Origin of the sequence: Litoribacterium kuwaitense (assembly GCF_011058155.1) — a bacterium.
Classification (GTDB): Bacteria; Bacillota; Bacilli; order Bacillales; family DSM-28697; genus Litoribacterium; species Litoribacterium kuwaitense.
On the sequence record NZ_JAALFC010000015.1, the window covers coordinates 1 to 22,076 of the forward strand.

Genomic DNA, 22,076 nt, shown 5'->3' on the forward strand with positions numbered 1-22,076 from the left:
AAAATCGAGACGACTTTCTCGTTCGAGATATACGGCTGATCCTCGAGGACGGCACAGTGATTAGAGATCCAGATTACTCTGATCCGTTAGAAAATATCGCCGTAGGCGACAGCAGTTCTGCTCTACAATCTGTCGACCTATCATTCAACATTCCGAAAGAAAAGCTAGTAGCCAAAGCTTATTTATGGGACACAACGGCTTTTACAGATGGTGCACACACACTCACTGTGTCTTATGAAGGCCAGGAAAAAGAGCATACAGTATATGTCGATAACACCGCGCCTTTCATCACATCAAGCCTCCGGTCCACCCCTTACAAAGGATCGTTCACAATCGACGCCGAGGTCATCGACGATGGCGCTGGGGTAAAAACAACAACCGTTATGTTGGACGAAGAGCTCATTGACTTGCCTTATGAAACTTCATCAGCCAGACTCTCTCCTGGAGAGCACACACTTACTATTGAAGCAACGGATGACGTCGGTAACCAGCGTCAAGAAACGTTTACCTTTACGACCGTAGATGAGCACCCCAACCAGCCAGACATGATTATGCCAGCGGACGGAGCGACAGATGTTTCTCTAGGAACGCCTCTGCAAGCAAAAGTGACCGATCCGACAAATGATGCACTACAGGTGCGTTTTTTCGAAGGCCGAAAGCACTTTACCGATTCCGGGACGATCACCTTTTCCAAAGGTGCAACCGATACCGAACCACCAATCGTTCTTCATCCAGACGCAGAGGAAATGATGAATGATGCAGAAAAGCAATTAATGGCTGCCATTGATAATGAGATGGTTACGACCACTACGTCAAACGGCACATTCCCTTACCATCGATTTGACATTAATTTAAAGCAGCCGCTCAAACAGCACGAAACAGCTGAAGCCGTTTGGCATGGAAAGACACTACCCGGCCGGAAGGTTACGATGTACGCATGGAACCCTTCCGCAGACCGTTGGGTGTCACTTGTGGAACATATTGGTGAAGACGAGGAATCCTTTGAACTTAAAGCAACGATCGATCGATCTTTTATAGAAAACAAGAAGATTCAGTTACTGGTTCAAGATGAAATTCCTTCTTCCCCAGACGACTACGACTATACGTTTGTCTGGATGACAGATACGCAGTATTATGCCCAATCTTACCCACACATTTTTAAGAGCCAGGTCGAGTGGATTCGTGACCAACAAGAAGAGATGGACATCAAATATGTGTTTCATACAGGCGATATCGTCAACGTCTATAACAATCTCAGACAATGGGAGGTTGCTGACAAACACATGAGTATCCTCGAAGATGCGAATATTCCGTATGGGGTTTTGGCAGGTAATCATGATGTGGAACAACAGACGATTGACTACAATATGTATGAACAGTATTTTGGCGAATACCGTTTTGCAGAACAACATTATTACGGAGAGTCGTATAAAAATAATCGCGGACATTATGACCTCATTTCAGCAGAAGGCAATGATTTCATCATGCTCTATATGGGCTGGGGAGTTAACGAAGAAGGAATTGCATGGATGAACGATGTGCTCGCTCGCTATCCAAATCGCATGGCAATTTTAAACTTTCATGAGTATTTGCTGACATCAGCAAATCGAAGCGACGTCGGCGTCCGTGTCTATGAAAACGTCGTTAAGCCTAATCCTAATGTCATTGCTGTTTTGTCCGGTCACTATTTTGACAGCGAAACACTCATTGACCCTATTGATGACGATGGTGACGGCGAACCAGATCGCCATGTATATCAAATGCTTGCCGACTATCAAGGTGGACCAGAAGGCGGACAAGGATATATGCGCCTCTTTCACGTAGACAAAGACAGCCATCAAATCTATGTCAACACGTACTCTCCTTATATGGATGATTACAACTTTTTTGATACCGATGAATACGGGGAAAAGGATGAATTTATTATCCCGCTTTCTTTAGAACCCCTTGAAAAGCAAATAGCCACCGATGCTTTTGCATTAAACATTTATACAGATAAACCTATTGGTCAAACGCAATCCATTGAAAGTGGTGAAACTGCAACCGTCGAGTGGGCTACAAAGAAAGACAAGATGTACAGCTGGTATATTATAGCCACCGATACCTTCGGAGGGACGACCCGCTCTGACCTTTACACTTTTACGACTCACTCAAGTACTAGAAAAGCCAAAGAGTCATTTTTCCGATAAAAAAACCATTTGCGGTTAGATGTATCGTGTTACAAAATCCTATTGATGCTCATAACTAACAGTTCTAAAGATAAAGCTGCCTTTTGTCACAGAATGACAAAAGACAGCTTTTTTAATGTCCACCTAAATATTTAAAATCGACTTTACGAACAACAAGCAAACGTGGCTTAAAAGCACTGCCTCACTAAATTTGCACACCACGACTAGTACTTCTACTTTTTACGAAAGGTACGAATCAACATCCCATTTAGTGAGCTATTTATAGCCACGATGGCGATAAGTCGCCTTGATATTCTTCGACATTTGCTTCCACTTCTGCTTTTCATCGATTTGCGCTTTTTGATCTTGCTTTCGTTTTTCAAATGCGATTTCCCGCTGGAGCTTTAAATAGCTCTCGTATCTTTCCTCCGTTAACTCACCAGATGCGAGCGCCTCCTTCACACGACAGTCAGGCTCCGTATCGTGCTGACAATCCAGAAAACGGCACTCACGAGTGAACTGCTCCACATCATTAAAGGCGGTATCCATCGCTTGTTCGCCGTCCCACAGCTGGAGCTCACGCATTCCCGGCGTATCAATTAACAACGCACCGCTCGGTAGCTGAAACATTTCCCGATGCGTCGTCGTATGACGCCCTTTATGATCATCAGCTCGGATGTCCTTCGTTTGCTGAACATGTTCACCGAGAAGTGCATTGACTAAAGTCGATTTACCGACACCTGAGGAACCTAATAAGGTCGCTGTGTTTCTCGGCGGCAAATGTGTCATCAGTACCGGAATCCCTTCCCCAGTCACACTGCTGACAGTCACGATGGGCACACCGAACGCCACATCTTCCACTTGCTGAATATAGCTGGCGATGGTCGCTTCGCCACACTCGTCTTTTTTCGTTAACACAATGACCGGTACAGCCCCACTCTCATACGCAAAAATCATATAACGCTCAATGCGGCGCGCGTTAAAATCTGCATTCAGCGAGCTGACGATGAGAATCGTATCTACATTTGCCGCAATCAGCTGTGCTTCTGTTTTCTCCCCCGGCGCCTGCCGCATACATTGACTTTTTCTTGGGAGAATTTCTTGAATCACTGCTTTCTGTTCGTCCATTCGTTTATCAGCAACGACCCAATCTCCGACTGCTGGGAAATCAAGGGATGAAGCAATTTGATGATAAAACTTGCCGCTGACTTGGGCGAGGTACACACACTCTCCATCCGAAATTCGGTAATGATTGCGTTGGACACTAATGACTCTTGCCATTTGCGCTATATCCGCAGACGACGAAATCGAATCGTCCCAACCTAGTTTGTCTAAATGATGCACTTGTTGTATTCCTCCTTAAATTTCGGAGGAAAAGCCCCACAACACCGTTATGCCGACCATTCCTCCATTTTATATGTGATAGACATTTTTACCATGACACTCATCAACATCACTCCTTTAATAAAATGGAAAAACCTTTTGAACCTCTTAGTTATAACTTAATTGTGGATAAGAGTAAAGGGATTGTGAGCCGCCAACTATTCCCGTTGATTCACTTTAGACTGTTGGGACAGCACTTTTACGTAACCTCTGCCGCCATCGATCTGGATCCACTGCCCATCTTGTATGATTTCCGTCGCTTTCGTCACACCGACGACCGCAGGCAAACCATACTCTCTTGCAACAACAGCGCCGTGTGTCATCACCCCACCAACTTCAGTAACTAAACCTGCGATGGAAACAAACAACGGCGTCCAGCTGGGGTCGGTAAAAGTGGTAATGAGAATATCGCCCTCTTGAATATTCGCCTCCTCCATCGAATGAACGACACGGGCTCGCCCTTGCACAACTCCTGCGGAAACCGGAACTCCAGCAATGGCTCCTTCTGGCAGGTCTTTGGAATGTCTCTCTCCATAAAATACTTCTCCTTCTGACGTGAGCACTCGCGGTGGCGTAAGTGTTTGATGATGTGCAAAAGCTTCTTTCCGTTCCCTTAGTGTATCTGTTGAAATTGGCGACTGAGACAAATATCTAAATTCATCAAACGTCAGAAAAAAAGCATCTGCCGACTCTTCTAAAAATCCTTGCTTAACTAGGCGGCTCGCCTCCTTCAGCAATGCCTGTTTATAGACAAAGTATCGTTGGATGAGCATATATTTTGGGTATTCCCGAAATCCAATGCAACTGCGTAACCGCTGAATCATTTTCTTCGTTTTTTTTACCTTTCTTTTTCCCCCAGGTAAACGAGCGAGACGATCGTAAAGTTCCTGCGCCTTTTCGTCCGCTTCTCTCACACCTTCCTCCCATTTTTGCTGATGGGCACCATTCTTAAAGTTTTGGATATGACTGTAGATCAACTTTGCGAGCGCAGCAGGTTGTTCCGACCAGCGAGGCTTTGTTATATCAATCTCACCAGCACAGCGCATACCATATTTCTGTAAATAATCATCTAAATGCTTGCCCACCTTTTCTCCTCCTGGGAGTTGTGCCAAGGTATCCATAAACTCCGGCTCGTTTGCATGACGCAAATAGTCTCTAACTTCAGGATAAGGACGTGCCGTATCCGCAACGTCTAAAAGAGCCATCCCCATATTTGATGTTACATTATTTGGTACTGAACGGGAAAGGATGTCCGACACATTCTCTTCTCCAAGCCACTTTTTCATTTTTCGATTGAGCCAGTTCGCTGCATAAAGACCGACTATGATGACCCCAAGTCCACGAGGATCAAAGACACGCCGCTTCAACTCCGTAAAATCCTTCAAGATAAAGGAAAATAACGCGTCATCAGATCGTAGGGCAATCGATGTTTTTAATGCTTGGAGAGACATGTCATGATTTTTAATGAGCTCTTGAACGGTCGTCCCATCATTTTTCACATACGCACGCAGCCCATGAAGGAGCAAACGCCAAGAGACCTTCTCATTTCCAAAAGCGAGAACGCGTTTTCCACGCGGCAACTGACGTATGAAAGCCTTTCTCTGAAACAAAGCGCTAAGCGCCGCTAACATTAAAGGGTCATTTCTCCCCACTGTCTGCATCGTTAACCACCGTCCGAACGACGTCGCCAAATCATGCGATAAATCTAAGAACAAGCGGCTGCCAGCTTCATGCAGAGGCATTTCAGTAAGATAACGAAAAAAGGAGACGCCAAGTGGCTTCATCGCATCGGTCATCATTTGCTGATGGCCTACACACATATACACGTGAGCTTTTTCATCTTGCCCTTCCGGCAATGGATAAAGTGTCGTAATTGGGCGGCTTTGCAAAAGATAAAGCGTACCGTCAGCGATTCCCCACTCAATATCCTGAGGCTCTTGAAAATAATGCTCCACCCGCCGACCAAGCCGTTCCAGTTGCAACAGCTCTTCATCACGCAGCACAGATTGGTGGTGACGATCGTGCACAACCGTTTGCTTACGCGTTCCACCTTCCGTGCCAAACATAATCGCTTCAGGTTTCTTGGAAATATTTTGCTCCACAACACGAGCATTCTGTATTTTGTAGTGATCTGCGTGAACACGCCCTGAAACGAGTCCTTCACCCAACCCGTAACACGCAGCAATTGCCGTCGTTTGACGATGAAAGGTCACGGGATCCGCCGTAAACAACACACCTGATGACTCTGGTTGAATCATCCGCTGCACAATGACAGCCATTTGCACTTCATCATGGGCATACTGTCTTTTTTGCCGATACGACACCGCGCGGTCGGTAAAAAGTGACGCCCAGCACAGCCGAATGGCTTCTAAAATGTCTTCAACACCAGACACATTCAAATATGTCTCCTGTTGGCCGGCAAACGACGCCCCACGTAAATCCTCTGCCGTCGCACTAGAACGGACAGCAAATGACGCCTCGGCATCGTACCTAGAAAGATGATACTTCATTTCTGACACAACGTCTGCCGCCATCTCATGAGCAGCAATCGTGTGACGAATCTCCTCATTTATCAGAGCCATACGCTTCGTCTCACTTAAAGGCAACGAAGAAAGTTCAGCAAAAAGTGGCTGCAGTATTTCCGCCATTCCTTGAATCGCTTTTTCATATCCGTGCGTCGTCACACAAAATCCACTAGGGATTGCAATGCCGTCTACTCGTGACAGTATCCCGAGATTGACTGCTTTTCCGCCGACTAGACGACGATGAGACTTGTCAATGTCCTGTAATGGTAAGGCGTAGGGCGTCACCTTTTCAGCCTCCTTCTTTGGTAAAAACTGATTATAGATGGCGAACAAAGTTTTCACTACTTTTCTTTATCTTATGATAACGCATCAAAACTCGTATTTTAATCAATTTTTCTAAATTTCCGAATCGTAGATAATGTGGTACATTTATAGTATTTACATGTGAAAGATTCCTAAAAAGGGGGAGAGTGAAGGATGACATACGAAGCAGACGCTATGCGGTATGAAAAAATGAAATATCAGAGAGTCGGCGTGTCTGGGTTACGTTTGCCTGCGATCTCACTTGGTCTATGGCACAATTTCGGCGAAGAAGATTCGTTTGAGAACGGCCGCGCCATTTTGCGAAGAGCCTTTGATATGGGGATTACGCATTTTGATTTAGCAAATAATTATGGACCGCCGCCAGGATCAGCAGAGGAACTCTTCGGTAAGATGATCGTGAACGACTTTGCACCTTATCGTGATGAGATAATTGTTTCAAGCAAAGCAGGTTATTTCATGTGGGACGGGCCTTACGGAGAGTGGGGTTCTAAAAAACACCTTGTGGCAAGTATCAACCAAAGCTTACGAAGAATGCATCTCGATTACGTCGATATCTTCTATTCTCACCGACCAGATCCTCATACACCAATCGAAGAAACGATCCACGCACTTGATTTCATCGTCAAACAAGGCAAAGCGCTATATGTCGGTCTGTCAAATTACACAGCAGAGCAAACCGAAGAGGCGATCAACATTGCCAACAGCATCGGCACACCGCTGATCATCCATCAACCTTCCTACAGCATGGTCAATCGCTGGATTGAGGATGGATTGCAAGACGTGTTACAGCAGCATGGTCTTGGAACAATCGTTTATAGCCCATTGGCACAGGGACTATTGTCTAACAAATATTTACACGGAATTCCTGATCATTCCCGCGCAGCCAATCCGACTGGTTCTTTACAAAAATCAGCAGTGACACCTGAGCTTATAGAGAAGCTGCAAAACTTCATACAATCGCTGCCGAACGCAATCAATCCCTCGCGCAAATGGCGATTGCGTGGGTACTTCGAGGCGAACGTGTCACATCTGCGTTGGTTGGGGCAAGCAGTGTCAGTCAGTTAGAAAATAGCGTCGCCGCCTTAGAGCACCTCAATTTTTCTTCTGAGGAACTGAGCCAAATCGAGCACATTTTACAAAATTAAGGCTATACTGTGAACTACTCACCACTTAGCTTGAAGTGGGAGCTTCTCACTTCCACGACGAAAGCAACCTTTCGTCTCCATGAGCGTTACTTCGGGAAGTTCCTGCCCTAGATGTCCGACGATTCGGAGTTTCTTTTCGTACCTTGGATATTTTACGCATGGAAGGATACGCTTGGTTTTCGCATGATTAGTTTCTCCATGCAACCTCATATGTCCAGTTTTCAAAGAACACTTCATACTTTTATGACAACATACGTTCGGTCAAGTACGTCTTTAGACGTACTTGACCGAAAGCCAATTCATCTGCATCTTATCACTGGGATGTCACCCTTCACATGCTTGAAGATTGAGACTTCTTGGCAAAAAACGTTAAAAAGCACTCCTTAACCTGTTGCAGAGGTTAGTGGAGTGCTTTTATTTCACGCGCCCCAAACACCGATCGCAATAATTCCAGCCGTAATTAACGCTGAATAAGCAACTCTTCGTAAACCTTCTGCTTCCTTCAGCAACCAAACACCGAGAATCGAGCCAACAACCGTACTGATTTCCCGAATGGGCGCTAATTGTGAAACTGGACCAAGCTTCATAGCGAACAAAAACAACAAATACGAGCCTGGCGTAAGCACAGTTCCTAAAATGATTTTCCGCCAGTTTTCCTTCCATTCGCTCTTTGCGTCTTTTAAAACGGACACGTTGCGCCCTAACATGATGATAAAACCGATGTTTGCCAGCTCAAGTAACGATAACGGCGAGATGTAATTGAGTAGCATTTTATCAGTCAACGTATAGCCTGTAATGGATAGGCCAACACCTAAAAGTGGCCAATACGTCACGATACGGCCTTTTGGCATATTCCATATACCGCCGATCGCAAATAAACCGACCACTACAGCAGATACACCTAACCAGCCAATGAAACTCAAATGTTCACCGAACAATGCCACCCCGAGAACGGGAACAAACAAAGCGGCTAACCCCCGCATGACCGGATATGCCTGTGACATATCTGCGCGCTGATACGCCCGGGGGAGGAAGAAAGCATACCCCATTTGAAAAAGACAGCTTAACATCATCAAACCATAGCCAGCAAGTGGAATACCTTCTTGAATGTCATGTATAAAAAATGGCAGAAAGATAAAAAAGCCAAAAAAATGCGTCAGCAATAGAAACATATTTTTGTTACGGCTTGATTTTGTATACATATTCCACACGGCATGCATAATGCCCGAAACAAGAACAAGCGACACAGCCATCGACATCGTAAGCTCCCCCTTGTTTTTCACTGAAAAACAAATAAAACCAATTTTTTGTGTTTTTATATGCTTTTGATTTGTTTATACACTTTACTCCTCATCACTGCGGATGTCAATTGTCATACATCGGTGGATATAAAAAAATCCGAAACATAGACATTGGCTGTCTATATTCCGGATCTATATGACGAGATGCACTTCATGTTGTTCTCACGGGAGCGGCATTAAATTTAAATGGATACAGCGGTTAAGAAGCCTTCTTCTGTAGCATCTATAATCCTTCTCGGTAAGTTCACATCACCAACTGTAGACACATCTGGAAAAGCTTTCTTCATCTCTTCAAGTAATTCATTGTTTGCTTGATAACCTGCAGCAATGACGACATTGTCTACAACAATTTCTTCGTTTTCAAGCAGCACGCGATCTTCTTTGATTTCCAACACTTTAGCATTCGTCTTTTGTGCGACGTTATGCTCTGCTAGGAACTCAAACATATGCCCTACAAATGTCGGTCCTACGTCTTTTCCGATGGCATCAGCCATTTCAATTATCGTGACTTTTTTTCCAGCCTCAGCAAGAAATTTTGCTGTCTCTGTCCCTACAAGACCGCCGCCTACGATGGCTACATTCTCTCCGACTTGTGCGCCGTCTAGAACATCCTCAGCTAAAACGACGTGTCCCATGTTCACCCCAACGATAGGTGGAACTGTTTGGCTTGCACCTGTGGCTATAATCACTTTATCTGGACGATATTTTTCAAGATCTGCTGCACTTGAAATCGTTTCTTCTACAATATCAACGCCTAATTGAGCCATTTGCGTACTCAAATAGTCTTTATAAAGGAGAAAAGAATCTTTTTCCGGCGGTGCAGCAAGGATATCAAACTTGCCTCTTTGGTCTTTTGATTTCTCGATCACCGTGACATCATGACCACTCAATTTAGCGACCCTCGCTGCCTCTAACCCTGCTGGTCCTGCGCCGACAACAACAACCCTTTTCTTTTCCTCTGCTTCTGTAATGTTCCGCTCTGCTTCAAAACCAGCTCTTGCGTTGACTAAACAGGTGATCCCTTTTCCTTGAAAGACATTATCAATACAGCCTTGGTTACAGGCAACACAATAACGAATTTGATCATAATCTTTATGTTTCATTTTAACGACCAATTCTTCATCAGAAATGAGGCCACGTCCGATCGCCAGCATGTCAGCTTCTTCTGTTTCTATAATTCTCTCCATTAAATCAGCGTCGTTCAGACGACCTGCTACGATGACAGGTACATCTAAGATTTCCTTGATTTTTTTGCTATAAGGAACTAAAAATCCTTGCTCAATGAACATTGGTTGAATCGTATAGGCAACAGAATCATAACTGCCTGCCGTTAAACTGATTGCTTGCGCGCCAGCGTTGACAGCTTCTTGGCAAATTTTAAGGACTTCCTCAAATTTCAATCCATCCTCAAGGTATTCGTCAGCACTAATCCGGATCGTGAACGCTACATCTGCATTTGCACACATTTTTGCCAATTCTTTTAACACTTCCATTGGGAAGCGCATTCTGTTTTCCAACGGGCCACCATATTCATCTTCTCTTTTATTACTATGAGGAGACAGGAAGCTGTGTAGTAAATAACCATGAGCTAAATGGAGCTCAATCATATCAAAACCTGCGTCAATAATTCTTCTCGTACCTTGATAAATTTATCCTTTATGTCTACAATATCGTCCTTTGTCATTTCTCGAGGATTGTTTCCTAAAATGGAGCAAGGGATTGCACTTGGGGCAATGGGCTGAATTCCTGTAACTGCTTCGTTCGCTTGTCTACCTGCATGATAGATTTGCGCACCGATGAGTGAACCTTGACGGTGAACAGCATCAGCTAGTGATTTTAAACCAGGAACATACTTATCATCATATACACATAGCTGCGTAGGGAGCCCACACCCTTCTGGAGAAATAGATACAGATCCCGTTAATATAATCCCAACTTCTTGTTTTGCTCTTTCTTCAAAAAAGCGCGTAATGCGCTCATTGACGAGACCGCCTTTTTCTGCCAAGCCATTTTCCATTGGCGCCATCATAAATCGGTTTTTAATCGTTACTGGGCCTATTGTAAGAGGTTTAAAAAGTTTTTGCATTGTTAAAACCCTCCTGATGTCAATGTCATCTTTCTGATATATTTCATTATACTACACCTTGCTCAATATTTCACATACTTCTTTGCTCGTCTATCGACAAATATGTGTCACCTTTGGAACATGACTGGCTTTGGCGAGAATCATTCATTTTATCGATAAAGTTACGTTTGAATCATGAAAAATACGTGCTACACCAGTCCCACGAGAATGCGCGCCAGCTTCTGGAATGATTTTGTATAACGAAGTTGGATATGCTCCACTCTCAAACAACCTCTACCTAATCAAAAAACGTCTCCTTTCATCATTTGTCACAACGGACAAATCACTGAAAAAAGACGCTGATTACACATATTTTCGCTTCAAACCGTTTTAACGGAGTGAACGCTAGTCTAACGATCGCAGACGGCCCCGAGAGGAATCGAACCTCCGACCTGCGGTTTAGGAAACCGTTGCTCTATCCCCTGAGCTACGGGGCCACAAAAATTCACATATCCTTTATTATACAAAATGCGCGTACATCTGCCAACCTGCTACCGTACAAACACACCGGAAGTCGATGCCTCCGGTGTGTGTATGTCGTTACACATGCTCTTTATAGCGTTCTTTCATCAATGCCAAAACGTCGTCTCCTGGCTGGTCCCAAATCGCCTGGTTGATGATCTCAACTTCAATCGGACCTTGATACCCAGCGGCTTCCACTGCGTTTCGCAGCTTGCGAAGCTCGATTACCCCGTCGCCCATCATGCCGCGGCCTTTGAATAAATCAGGCACAGGGACAATCCAATCTGAGACGTGAAATCCGAGGATATGCCCGCTCGCCCGTTGAATCTCTTGGTAAACGTATGGATCCCACCAAACGTGAAACACATCCACGACCACGCCCACTTGATGCGCCTCGTAAACTTCCGCCATATCATTCGCCTGCTGCAATGTGTTGATCACCGAACGGTCGGCGGCATACATTGGATGCAACGGTTCAATTCCAAGCTTCACCCCATGCGACTCTGCAAAAGGGATGAGCTGTTCGATGCCGTCAGCGACCATTTGGCGTGCACCGGCAATGTCTCTGTCAGGGGCTGGACCACAGACGAGGACGAGGACATCCGTGCCAAGTTCCGCCGCTTCCTCGATCGCACGGCGATTGTCGTCTATCCGCTCTTCACGTTCACTCGCCGTCGCCGCAGGAAACATTCCCCCTCGGCAAATGCTCGATACGTGAAGACCCGAATCCGCGATAATCCTCTTACTTTCCTTAAGTCCGACCTCAGCAATTTTATGACGCCAGACCGAAATCCACGGGATCTCTGCGCGCACGCACCCGTCCACCGCTTCTTGCAGACTCCAGCGGTCGGTCGTAATTTGGTTTAAACTCAATCGGTCGAGCGATGGTGCTTGTGTCATCCGCTTCCCCCTTACTCGACGCCTGCTAAGGCCATCGTCTGTTTCATCCGCTGCGCGGCTAGATCAGGATCAATAAACAACCCTGCCTCATCAGCCATCACAAACAAGTCGGACAAATGCTGCGCCGAACGGGCGCCTTCCATGCCGCCAACCATTCGGAAATGGGACTGGTGACCGTTTAAAAATGCTAAGAAAACAACGCCGGTCTTATAGGAAAAAGTCGGCTTTTGGAAAATATGCCTCGATAACGGCACGGTTTTTTCTAACAATGCGTCATAGGTTTGCAAATCACCTTGATCGAGCGCGTGCATGGCAGCCGCGGCGGCAGGAGCAATGGCGTCAAATATGCCTAACAGTGCGTGGCTGTATCCTTCTTCGTCGCCTTTAATCAAATCCGGGTAATTAAAATCGTCTCCTGTATACATCTTCACCCGTCCAGGTAAACGACGGCGCATATCAATTTCGCGCTGATCGTCGAGCAATGATATTTTAATGCCATCGACCTTGGCTTCGTTCTCTTTTATAATTTGCAGGCATGTCGTCATCGCCTCATCAATCAATTCGCTTCCCCAATAGCCTTGTAAAGCAGGATCAAACATCTCCCCAAGCCAATGAAGGATGACCGGCTGCGACACGTGTTGCAAAATGGTGCCATACACATCCGCATAGTCCTCTGGCCCTTTCGCACAGGCCGCCAGCGCACGGCTCGCCATGATAATGACGCGACCGCCCTCACCTTCAACAAATTCAATTTGTTCGCGATACGCATGAACGACGTCTTCAATCGTCACATCCGGCCCCGGTGTCAATTGATCGGTACCGACACCGCTCGCAACCTGACCGCCGACGGTTTTCGCTTCCGCAATGGAACGGCGAATGAGCTCCTTTGCCGTCGACCAATTTAATCCCATGCCGCGCTGTGCGGTATCCATTGCCTCAGCAACAGATAGTCCAAGGGACCATAAATAACGACGATAGGCCATCGTTTGCTCCCAATCAATTTGCGCATCCGACAGCGGGTCATTGCTCGCTAATGGATCACAAACGACATGCGCGGCGGAGTACGCAATGCGCGAATGAAACGGTCCTTCTGGCACGACAATCGCCTGCTGACGTTCAGGCGTATAGCTATACAAACGGCCATCTTGATGAATCAGCTTTACGGTATTTGCCACTTTTTCTCCTCCCTTCTTTACGCTTGAATATCCGGTACATCGACCCAGCGCCGCTCCGCCCATGACTGTAAGCCGAGCTCTGACAATTGGGTTCCTTTCGCGCCTTCAAACAAATCCCACGGAAATGCTGCGTCTTCCACGACGTGCTTCAAAAACAACTCCCACTGTACTTTAAATCCGTTATCAAACACTTGGTTGCCAGGTACGTCATCCCATTGCGCTAAGAAATCGTGGGGATTTTCAATATCCGGATTCCAGACCGCTTTTGGCGTATTGACCCTATGCTGTGCTTTACAATCACGCAAGCCAGCCACCGCGCTTCCTTCCGTCCCATCCACTTGAATCGTCAGCAAATCATCACGGTTCACGCGCACAGCCCAAGAAGAATTTGCTTGCACGATAACGCCATTATCAAGCTCAAACGTCGCATAAGCAGCGTCATCCGCTGTCGCTTGATAGGCATGGCCTTGCTCATCAAACCGCTCATCAATATGCGTGACACCTAAACAAGAGACAGAGCGGACTTCGCCAAACAGGTTGTCAATGACGTAACGCCAATGGGCAAACATATCGACGATAATACCGCCACCGTCTTCTTTCCGGTAATTCCACGACGGTCGCTGTCCTTCTTGCCAATCACCTTCAAACACCCAGTAACCGAACTCCATGCGCACAGACAAAAGCTTGCCGAAGAAGCCAGCATCGACAAGACGCTTCAATTTTAATAGCCCAGGTAAAAACAACTTATCCTGCACGACCCCGTTCTTCACCCCTGCTTCCTGCGCCAACTTTGCCAATTCAACCGATTCTTCAAAACTTGTCGCCGTCGGCTTCTCACAGTAAATATCCTTGCCAGCTGCGATCGCTTGTTTAATACTTTCCGCACGCCGCACCGTCGTTTGCGAATCAAAATAAATTTGGTTGTACTCATCCTGAAGACAAGCATCTAGATCAGTGGACCACCGTTCAATGCCGTGCGCCTCTGCAAGCGCTCTCAATTTATGCTCATTTCGACCAACCAAAATTGGATCGGGCAGGAGCTTTTCCCCATTGGCCAAATTCACGCCACCTTCATTGCGAATCGCAACAATCGAACGGATTAAGTGCTGATTCGTTCCCATACGTCCTGTCACGCCGTTCATAATGATCCCGATATTTTTCGTCATCATTTTCCCCTCTTCTCTGTGTGATATATTAACAGTACCAACAACTTATATTTACGTCTTACTAATGAAAGAAGAAAATTCTCAATTTCAGAAATTATTTACGTTAAGTGATTTTTATGTACGAAAAACGAGACTAAACACGCAAGGGGAACGATACATTTGTAAAACAAACCTCTTGAATCAAAGAAACACTTGAAATAACATGTATACTACATTAAGTTCCTAATAGTTGTGAATTTTCAAACCAAACTAGGAACGACGGAGGCGAACCATTTATGAAGCAGAAAATATCGGTCGTTTTAATCGGGATAAGCGGGTATGGAAATAAGTATGTCAATCTTCTTCTCGACCAATATGAAAACGCATTCATCAAAGGTGTGGTTGACATTCATCCGGAAAGAAGTGAAGCGTTTGACCGCATTCAGGCAGAAGGCATTCCCGTATTTCAGAGCCTTGAAGCTTTTTATAACAAACACACAGCTGATTTAGCCGTCATCTCAACACCAATTCACCTCCATGCCAAACAAGCATGCGAGGCGATGGAGCACGGGAGTCACGTCCTCTGTGAAAAGCCCGCTACAGGTGATATCAATGACCTTGACCACATGAAAAAAGTGCAACATGCGACAGGTAAACGAATTGCCATCGGCTTTAACCTTTCCTATACCGACACCGTCCAAGAACTTAAAAGTGATATCCGGCAAGGTGCATTCGGAAAACCGCTCTGTTTTAAAAATATCGTCCTCTGGCCCCGAACACCGGCGTATTATACCCGTTCTGCTTGGGCTGGGAAGGCTTTCGGCCCAAACGGAGAAAAGATTATGGATAGCGTCGCCAACAATGCTACCTCGCACTTTTTACACCATATGTATTATTTACTAGGACCGGAAGCAGAGGAGAGTGCACGGTTAAAAGATGTCACCGCAGAGCTCTATAAAGCCAATGACATCGAGACGTTCGACACATGCGCCATGCGCGCGCATACGTTAGATGGCGTTGAAATTCTATACTTCGCTTCACACGCCGTTCAACAAGTTGTTCAACCCATCTTTCACTTTAAATTTGAACATGCCACCGTCATCCATGACATGAATCAAGGCGATGGCGCACGCATTGAAGCTCGCTTCGCTGATGGCACGATGAAATCGTACTCGACCCCAAATGAGCATTCTTTTGCCAAGCTTCAAGTATGTTTTGAGGCCATACGCGGAGAGCGAGAGCGTATTTTATGCGGTCTCGATGCAGCGACCCCTCACGTCCAAACGATTGACGCGATGCATCGCTCTGTCCCTGATATTCCTGCCTTTCCACCAGAAATGATTCACGTGGAACAACACGATAAGCTCGTCTGGGTCCCAGAGCTTCAAGAAACGCTTGTACGCTGTTTTAACGAGGAAAAACTCCCAAGCGAATTAAACGTGCCGTGGAGCAAGGCAGGAAAAACAATGACCTTATAAACTTATCATTCCGTCGGAAATACCTCTGAGAGTAACATTACATTAAGGTTAAAAGCCCCTCCATCAGGGGCTTTTCTTCTACTTGACAAGAAGTAGTCAATTACGATACTGCGCTCTTGTCTTCCTTCAATGCCGTCGTCTTCGTTTCTAAAAATACCATTAAACCGAAAAGGCATAACCCCACAAACGTCACACCGCTCAACAAAAGAAATCCCGTCGTTAACTGACTACCTGCCAACGCAGACCCCATCAAACTATTGCTAAGAATACTTGCCAGCGATATCGCACTAAAGTACATCGACGAAGAAAATGCGAGGCGATGACGGAACAGCTGCTGGATAAACAACATTAAGCTCGTAAACAAACAAGCCGTATACACCGCGCCTAAGATTTGATTTAAAAAGAGGACAGGCAACGAGGTGAAGAAGAAAAAAATGCTGAAATAAACAATCCCGACAATCGTTCCATACAATAGCGTTATCCGCAAGCCAAACCGATCTGAAGCCCAGCCAGCAAGGGGAAATGCCAATAATTCAAACAATGGTGAAACAGCAAACACAGCGGCAAGCACCCACGGCGCATAAGACCGATCAATGTGAACAGACAGCAGTGTATCGACAGCAATATTGCCGGAAAACAACAAAATGACGAGCGAAAAGCCCAGTACGACAAACATCCATTGACCTTTCGCAGTCTTCGTCTTCTCCGTGTGTTCAGGCTGTTTTTTAGCGGGTTCTGTCAGCATGACCCTAGACAGGAAAAATAGGATGACGTATAAGAAAGCACTGATAAAGAAAAACATTTGGAAAGAAAACGCCGAAGCGAGAAACACGCCAATGGCCGGACCAATAATGTAGCCTACGGACACGGACATACGCACCGTAGACGTAAGGAGTCCTTCCATATGCCCGTGTTGATGCTTTTGAATACGCTCTTTTAAAATGGCGAAAGTGATGCCGCCATTTGAAATTTGCGTCAAGCTGCTCACGATCAAGAGAACCCATACATTTGGAAAGAAAGCAAAAAGAACGGTACGTAGCACGCCTAATAAAACCGTCAGTTCGACGAGGGCTTTTCGTTGACCTAACCGGTCTGCGAAGTGACCTACAGCCATGTTTAATAACGCCGTCCCAACGCCAATGATCGATAGAAGAAAAAAGACGGTCGTGACAGACGTGTTCATTTCCTCCATGATCCATAATGGATAGATCGGGACGAGCATCGCTGTTTGTAACGCTAAAACCCCATTGATGATAAATAACGACCGATAATCTGATTGCCGAAAGGTAAGGAGCATTGCTTGTAATTTGCTAATCTCTTTTGTCGGCAGGACAATCCCCCCTCGCTTTATATTTACTCAATGGCTTATACCTTCAGCAACGTCGTCACATGCTCATACGCACCTGCCACATCCTCCTGAAAGGCATAAAGATGGGATTGTGCGCGAGTGAGGGGCGTCAGATACAGCAAATAAGGGTTTAAATCGACCGCCTGTAACACCGCATCCAACGCTTTTTCCCTGTGATCAGCCTTTTGATAAGCGATACTTACGTTCATCCACAAATGGGCAAAATGCGCCTCTTCCTCAAGCGCCGTTTCTAGATGGTGAATGGCTTCGTCCACACGATTCAGCTTCATGTAGATCATACCGAGAACGTTATAAAGGGTCGGGTTCCAAAAAGGCTGGGTGGACAGGTTCAAGCCTTTTGTTAACGTCTCAAGCGCTTCTGTATATTGACCAGACCCAAGCTGAAACCGTGCTTTAAACGTCAGAGGAATTTTATTGTCCGGATCGAGGGAAATGGCATGATCGATCGCTTGAAAGGCTTTGGCTCGCTCCCCCGCCACCATATAAGCGAGCGCTGTATACCACCACGTTGCCGCATCATCCGGGGAGCTGCGCAACTCGTCTTGCAGCCGCTGGAAATACGCCTCATTTTTCGTGCGCAAATGCGTTTCTTGTTCCAAATAGCCAAAATGATGAACATAAATATAGGAGATCACTGGCATCATGCCTACGCGGCTTAATGAATAATTGACGGTTTCATGAATGTCCTTCTCATAACGGATATCGTTACGATTTGGGAACAGGCGCGTCACTGGAAAGGACGACCACCGACCATTGGGATAATAATTTTGAATTAAAAAAGCATAGCTTTGCTGACGATTTTTGAGTAAATTCGGCAGGCGTGCCCTACTCTCGTGTGATAGCGCTTCATCTGAATCGAGAAAAAGGATCCAATCCTCCGTCGCATAGTCAATGGCTAAATTCCGCGCTTTCCGAAAACTAAATGCTTCATGAGGATAGTGATACACCTTCGCGCCAAAACGATCAGCTATCCGCTTCGTTGCAAACGAAGACCCGCTGTCAATGAGGATGATTTCATCCGCGACATCAACAACACTGTGTAGGCACCGCACGAGCGACAAACCATCATTTTTCGTCAAAATGCATACACTGACTCCCATAAACAATCTCCTTTCCCCTACTAAATGTAAGCTATCATACCACCTTTTTTATCGTCTATCAATTCCGAAATTTTTAAACATAACATTATTTATGAACCTAGTCACTAAACTCTTATGATACTCGACCTTTCCAAGCCAAAAGGTCTTCCGATTAATATGAAAACCGAATCTGGATCACCTGCACGTCATGCATCCTATTCGTTCCCTTGTTGTTCAATGCGTTTAATCATGGACAAGATTTCTTAAACGATTCATCTCTTAATAAAAACATTGATGACACAAAGAAGGCCCCCTGCATTGAGAGGACCTCACGTTTATGCCTGTACAGCCGCTTTCGCTTCCGTCTGTTTATCACGAAAGCCGACAGTGAAAAACAACAGCGACAGAAGGGCAATCCCGGCTGGAATGAGCCAAAACACTGGCCACTGTCCAAGCGTCATGACGCCGTCAGCACCAGCGAAGACACGGTACAATTGGCCTCCGCTCGTCGCGCCTAAAAATACCCCGAGCCCTTGCGTCGCAAAGACGAGAAGCGTCTGAGCTTGCGCTTTGGCGTGCTTTGGCGATTTTTCCTGCGCGTACATAAAGCCGGTCACAAAACAAAAGTTAAAACAAATCCCGTGCAAGGCAATACCACCGATCAACAGCCATTCCCACCCCATACCGGCACCAACAGCAAAAATAACGTACCGAAGAGACCAGGCAAGAATGCCGATGATAAACATCCATTTAAAGCCTAAGCGTTTGAGAAAAAACGGCACCATGAGCATAAAGATAAATTCCGTCACTTGACCGATGCTCATGACACTGCTGATCGCCTTCATATCGGTCTCCCCTAGAAATGGCGACGTAAACGAATAGTAAAAGCCCATTGGAATGGAGATTAACACAGACGCAATGATAAAGACGAAAAAGTGGCGATCTTTCAGCAGCCCCCATGCGTCCTTAAACAATAAATCGTTCAGCGAAAACGGTTTTCCTTTTGCCGGCGGCGGCGTGTGCGGCAGTGTTAATGCGTAGGCGCTGTAAATGATCGACGCGACCCCTGCCAACACAAAAATACTCGTATCCGAAGACAAACCAGAAAAACCGACGACCATTCCGCCGACGACCCAGCCAAGCGTACCAAAGCTTCGCACAAATGGAAATTTTGCGTCATCGCTCATATTATGAAAGGAAATCGTATTCATCAACGCCTGTCCCGGCATATTTAACAGCATATAAACAAACAACACAACCGCAAACAGCTGGCCAGCCTGCGATTGAATTAAATAAGGAACGATTAATAATAAAACCCCTCCGAGCAAGTGCAACACCGATAGCACCTTTTGCGAAGGAAAAAAGCGATCGACGAGCATTCCTAAAAGGATCGGCGACAGCATCGCTGCCAAGGCACCAAAGGAATACATTGTACCTATCCATTCCCCTAAGCCGTGTGTGGCAAGGACAAGCCCTGCTGTCACATACCATGAGCTCCGGACAAACAGCTCTAAAAACATCATCGTACTCAAACGGAACGTCATCAAACGTGTTTGTAGCAAGGTTATGTCTCCTTTTTAATTTTAACGTGTTTAGCCAAGAAGTCTCCATCTTCAGCGATAAGGTAGAGATGAATTGGCTTTCGGTCAAGTACGTCTTTTTAGACGTACTAATTGACCGAACGTATGTTATCATAAGAGTATGAAGTGTTCTTTGAAAACTGGATATATGAGGTTGCATAGAGAAACTAATCATGCGAAAACCAAGCGAATCCTTCCATGCGTAAAATATCCAAGGTACGAAAGAAACTCCGAATCGTCGGACATCTAGGCAGGAACTTCCCAAAGTAACGCTCATGGAGACGAAAGGTTGCTTTCGTCGTGGAAGTGAGAAGCTCCCACTTCAAGCGAAGGCTAAGTGGTGAGTAGTTCACAATAGTACACCTATCGTACACCATTGCCTCAAAAACACAATAGAAAAAGCACCCTCAAATATGACTTTGAAGATGCTTGGGTTTGTTATGTATGGCGGAGGAAGAGGGATTCGAACCCCCGCGAGCCGTGAAGCCCCTGTCGGTTTTCAAGACCGATCCCTTCAGCCAGACTTGGGTATTCCTCCGTGCCGACAAAGAATAATATATCATTATCGGCCAAGCATGTCAAATACTCTTTAAGAATTTTTTTCGATTTTTTCACGCATGCCCATATACGGTCTGAGGGCCTCTGGGATCATGACGGAACCGTCGGCCTGCTGATAGTTTTCTAAGACCGCTGCCACTGTACGTCCAACCGCTAAACCAGATGCATTTAACGTATGCACATGTTCAGGCTTACCATTTTCTCGGCGCATCCGAATATTCGCCCGGCGTGCTTGGAAATCCTCCGTATTACTGCTAGAAGAAATCTCACGGTACGTATTGTAGCTAGGCAGCCACACTTCGATGTCATACGTTTTTGCAGCAGAGAACCCGAGATCGCCAGTACACAAATTTACGACGCGATAAGGCAATTTGAGCGCTTTTAAAATTTCTTCAGCGTGACCCGTCAGCTCTTCTAACGCTTCATAAGATTTCTCTGGCGGGACAAAACGGACCAATTCGACTTTATTAAATTGGTGCAGACGGATCAGCCCGCGTGTGTCACGTCCGGCAGCGCCAGCCTCAGAGCGGAAGTTCGTGCTGAAGGCGACGAAATCTTTCGGGACGTCTTCCTCTTTTAAAATTTCGTCACGGTACAAGTTTGTCACGGGCACTTCTGCCGTCGGGATCAGAAAGTAATCCTCGTCTTCAATCGCAAAGACGTCCTCAGCGAATTTCGGAAACTGCCCTGTACCTATCAGGCTGTCACGGTTCACTATTTGTGGCGGAATGACTTCCTCATAGCCGTGATGCTCTGCGTGATAATCCATCATGAAATTGAGCAATGCCCGCTCTAGACGGGCACCTAAGCCTTTATAAAAGACAAAGCGGCTTCCAGTCACTTTTGCTGCCCGCTCAAAGTCGAGCAAGTCTAAATCACTAGCGATATCCCAATGCGCCTGTGGCGTAAAGGAAAATTCGCGCGTCTCCCCCCACTGCCGGACTTCCACATTGTCGTCTTCAGTTTCGCCGGTCGGAACGCTTTCGTGCGGCACATTCGGTACGCGCAGCATAACAACCTCAATCTGTGCTTCGACTTCGCGCAGTTCGTCATCGAGCGTCTTAATCTGATCGCCAACTTTCCTCATTTCGACGATCAGCTCATCTGCATTTTCGCCTTTTTTCTTCAACTGAGGGATTTGCTTAGACACTTCATTTCGCCGGCCTTTTAACTCTTCAACAGATTGAATAAGCTCCCTTCGCTTTTCATCAAGCGCTACAGCTTTTTCAAGACCAAAGGTGTCTCCACGCTTTTGAAGCTGTTTAACAATATCATCAAACTCGCTGCGGACGACTTTCATATCTAACATGTGACCCTTCCTCCTTTATCAATGATTTGCTTGAATCGCCTTTAAAAACG

Annotated in this window: 14 protein-coding genes, 2 tRNA genes and 1 pseudogene; 3 read left to right on the plus strand and 14 right to left on the minus strand. The window is 45.9% G+C overall.

Features of this window, described 5'->3' with window-relative positions; genetic code table 11:
- Positions 1–2,189: metallophosphoesterase (locus tag G4V62_RS09450; RefSeq protein ID WP_212508726.1), on the plus strand; the 2,189-nt coding region annotated here is incomplete at its 5' end.
- A gap of 255 nt (positions 2,190–2,444) precedes the next feature.
- Here the strand turns inward: G4V62_RS09450 and rsgA are convergent.
- Both rsgA and rph read right to left on the minus strand, forming a co-directional pair.
- Positions 2,445–3,512: a ribosome small subunit-dependent GTPase A gene (rsgA, locus tag G4V62_RS09455; protein ID WP_312855473.1), complete on the minus strand. Its 1,068-nt coding sequence runs from the start codon at positions 3,510–3,512 to the stop codon at positions 2,445–2,447.
- Positions 3,513–3,709: 197 nt separating this feature from the next.
- On the minus strand, positions 3,710–6,361 hold the full coding sequence (gene rph / locus G4V62_RS09460; RefSeq protein WP_165201560.1) for a rifamycin-inactivating phosphotransferase: 2,652 nt from the start codon (positions 6,359–6,361) through the stop codon (positions 3,710–3,712).
- 192 nt (positions 6,362–6,553) lie between these two features.
- Between rph and G4V62_RS09465 the strand changes: the two are divergent.
- Positions 6,554–7,545, plus strand: a pseudogene (locus G4V62_RS09465) (aldo/keto reductase).
- A 419-nt stretch (positions 7,546–7,964) separates the two neighbouring features.
- Here G4V62_RS09465 and G4V62_RS09470 read toward each other — a convergent pair.
- The 7 genes from G4V62_RS09470 to G4V62_RS09500 form a co-directional block, all read right to left on the minus strand.
- On the minus strand, positions 7,965–8,804 hold the full coding sequence (locus G4V62_RS09470; protein ID WP_165201562.1) for an SMR family transporter: 840 nt from the start codon (positions 8,802–8,804) through the stop codon (positions 7,965–7,967).
- A 224-nt stretch (positions 8,805–9,028) separates the two neighbouring features.
- Positions 9,029–10,453, minus strand: a complete 1,425-nt coding sequence (locus G4V62_RS20300) for an FAD-dependent oxidoreductase (protein WP_165201564.1) — start codon at positions 10,451–10,453, stop codon at positions 9,029–9,031.
- A complete protein-coding gene (locus G4V62_RS20305) occupies positions 10,450–10,932 on the minus strand; it encodes an oxidoreductase (RefSeq protein WP_165201566.1) in 483 nt (160 codons plus the stop codon). The genes G4V62_RS20300 and G4V62_RS20305 overlap by 4 nt, the downstream gene beginning before the upstream one ends.
- A 403-nt stretch (positions 10,933–11,335) precedes the next feature.
- Positions 11,336–11,408, minus strand: a tRNA-Arg gene (locus G4V62_RS09485).
- Positions 11,409–11,511: 103 nt separating this feature from the next.
- A complete protein-coding gene (locus G4V62_RS09490; RefSeq protein WP_165201568.1) occupies positions 11,512–12,333 on the minus strand; it encodes a sugar phosphate isomerase/epimerase family protein in 822 nt (273 codons plus the stop codon).
- 11 nt (positions 12,334–12,344) lie between these two features.
- The gene (locus G4V62_RS09495; RefSeq protein ID WP_165201570.1) at positions 12,345–13,508 is read right to left on the minus strand and encodes a dihydrodipicolinate synthase family protein; all 1,164 of its coding nucleotides are present in this window, start codon (positions 13,506–13,508) and stop codon (positions 12,345–12,347) included.
- A 17-nt stretch (positions 13,509–13,525) separates the two neighbouring features.
- Positions 13,526–14,677: a Gfo/Idh/MocA family protein gene (locus tag G4V62_RS09500; protein WP_165201572.1), complete on the minus strand. Its 1,152-nt coding sequence runs from the start codon at positions 14,675–14,677 to the stop codon at positions 13,526–13,528.
- Between the two features lie 272 nt (positions 14,678–14,949).
- Here G4V62_RS09500 and G4V62_RS09505 point away from each other — a divergent pair, with 272 nt between their 5' ends.
- The gene (locus tag G4V62_RS09505; RefSeq protein WP_165201574.1) at positions 14,950–16,131 is read left to right on the plus strand and encodes a Gfo/Idh/MocA family protein; all 1,182 of its coding nucleotides are present in this window, start codon (positions 14,950–14,952) and stop codon (positions 16,129–16,131) included.
- 100 nt (positions 16,132–16,231) lie between these two features.
- Here the strand turns inward: G4V62_RS09505 and G4V62_RS09510 are convergent, their stop codons facing one another.
- The 5 genes from G4V62_RS09510 to serS form a co-directional block, all read right to left on the minus strand.
- Positions 16,232–17,428 (minus strand): MFS transporter, encoded by a 1,197-nt coding sequence (locus G4V62_RS09510; protein WP_165201576.1) that lies wholly within the window; start codon positions 17,426–17,428, stop codon positions 16,232–16,234.
- A 68-nt stretch (positions 17,429–17,496) separates the two neighbouring features.
- Entirely contained in the window at positions 17,497–18,600 is a 1,104-nt protein-coding gene (locus tag G4V62_RS09515; RefSeq protein ID WP_165201578.1) for a glycosyltransferase family 2 protein, read from the minus strand.
- Positions 18,601–18,914: 314 nt separating this feature from the next.
- A complete protein-coding gene (locus G4V62_RS09520) occupies positions 18,915–20,141 on the minus strand; it encodes an MFS transporter (protein WP_165201580.1) in 1,227 nt (408 codons plus the stop codon).
- Positions 20,142–20,604: 463 nt separating this feature from the next.
- A tRNA-Ser gene (locus tag G4V62_RS09525) sits at positions 20,605–20,697 on the minus strand.
- A 51-nt stretch (positions 20,698–20,748) separates the two neighbouring features.
- Positions 20,749–22,026, minus strand: a complete 1,278-nt coding sequence (gene serS, locus G4V62_RS09530) for a serine--tRNA ligase (protein ID WP_165201582.1) — start codon at positions 22,024–22,026, stop codon at positions 20,749–20,751.
- Between the last annotated feature and the right edge of the window lie 50 nt (positions 22,027–22,076).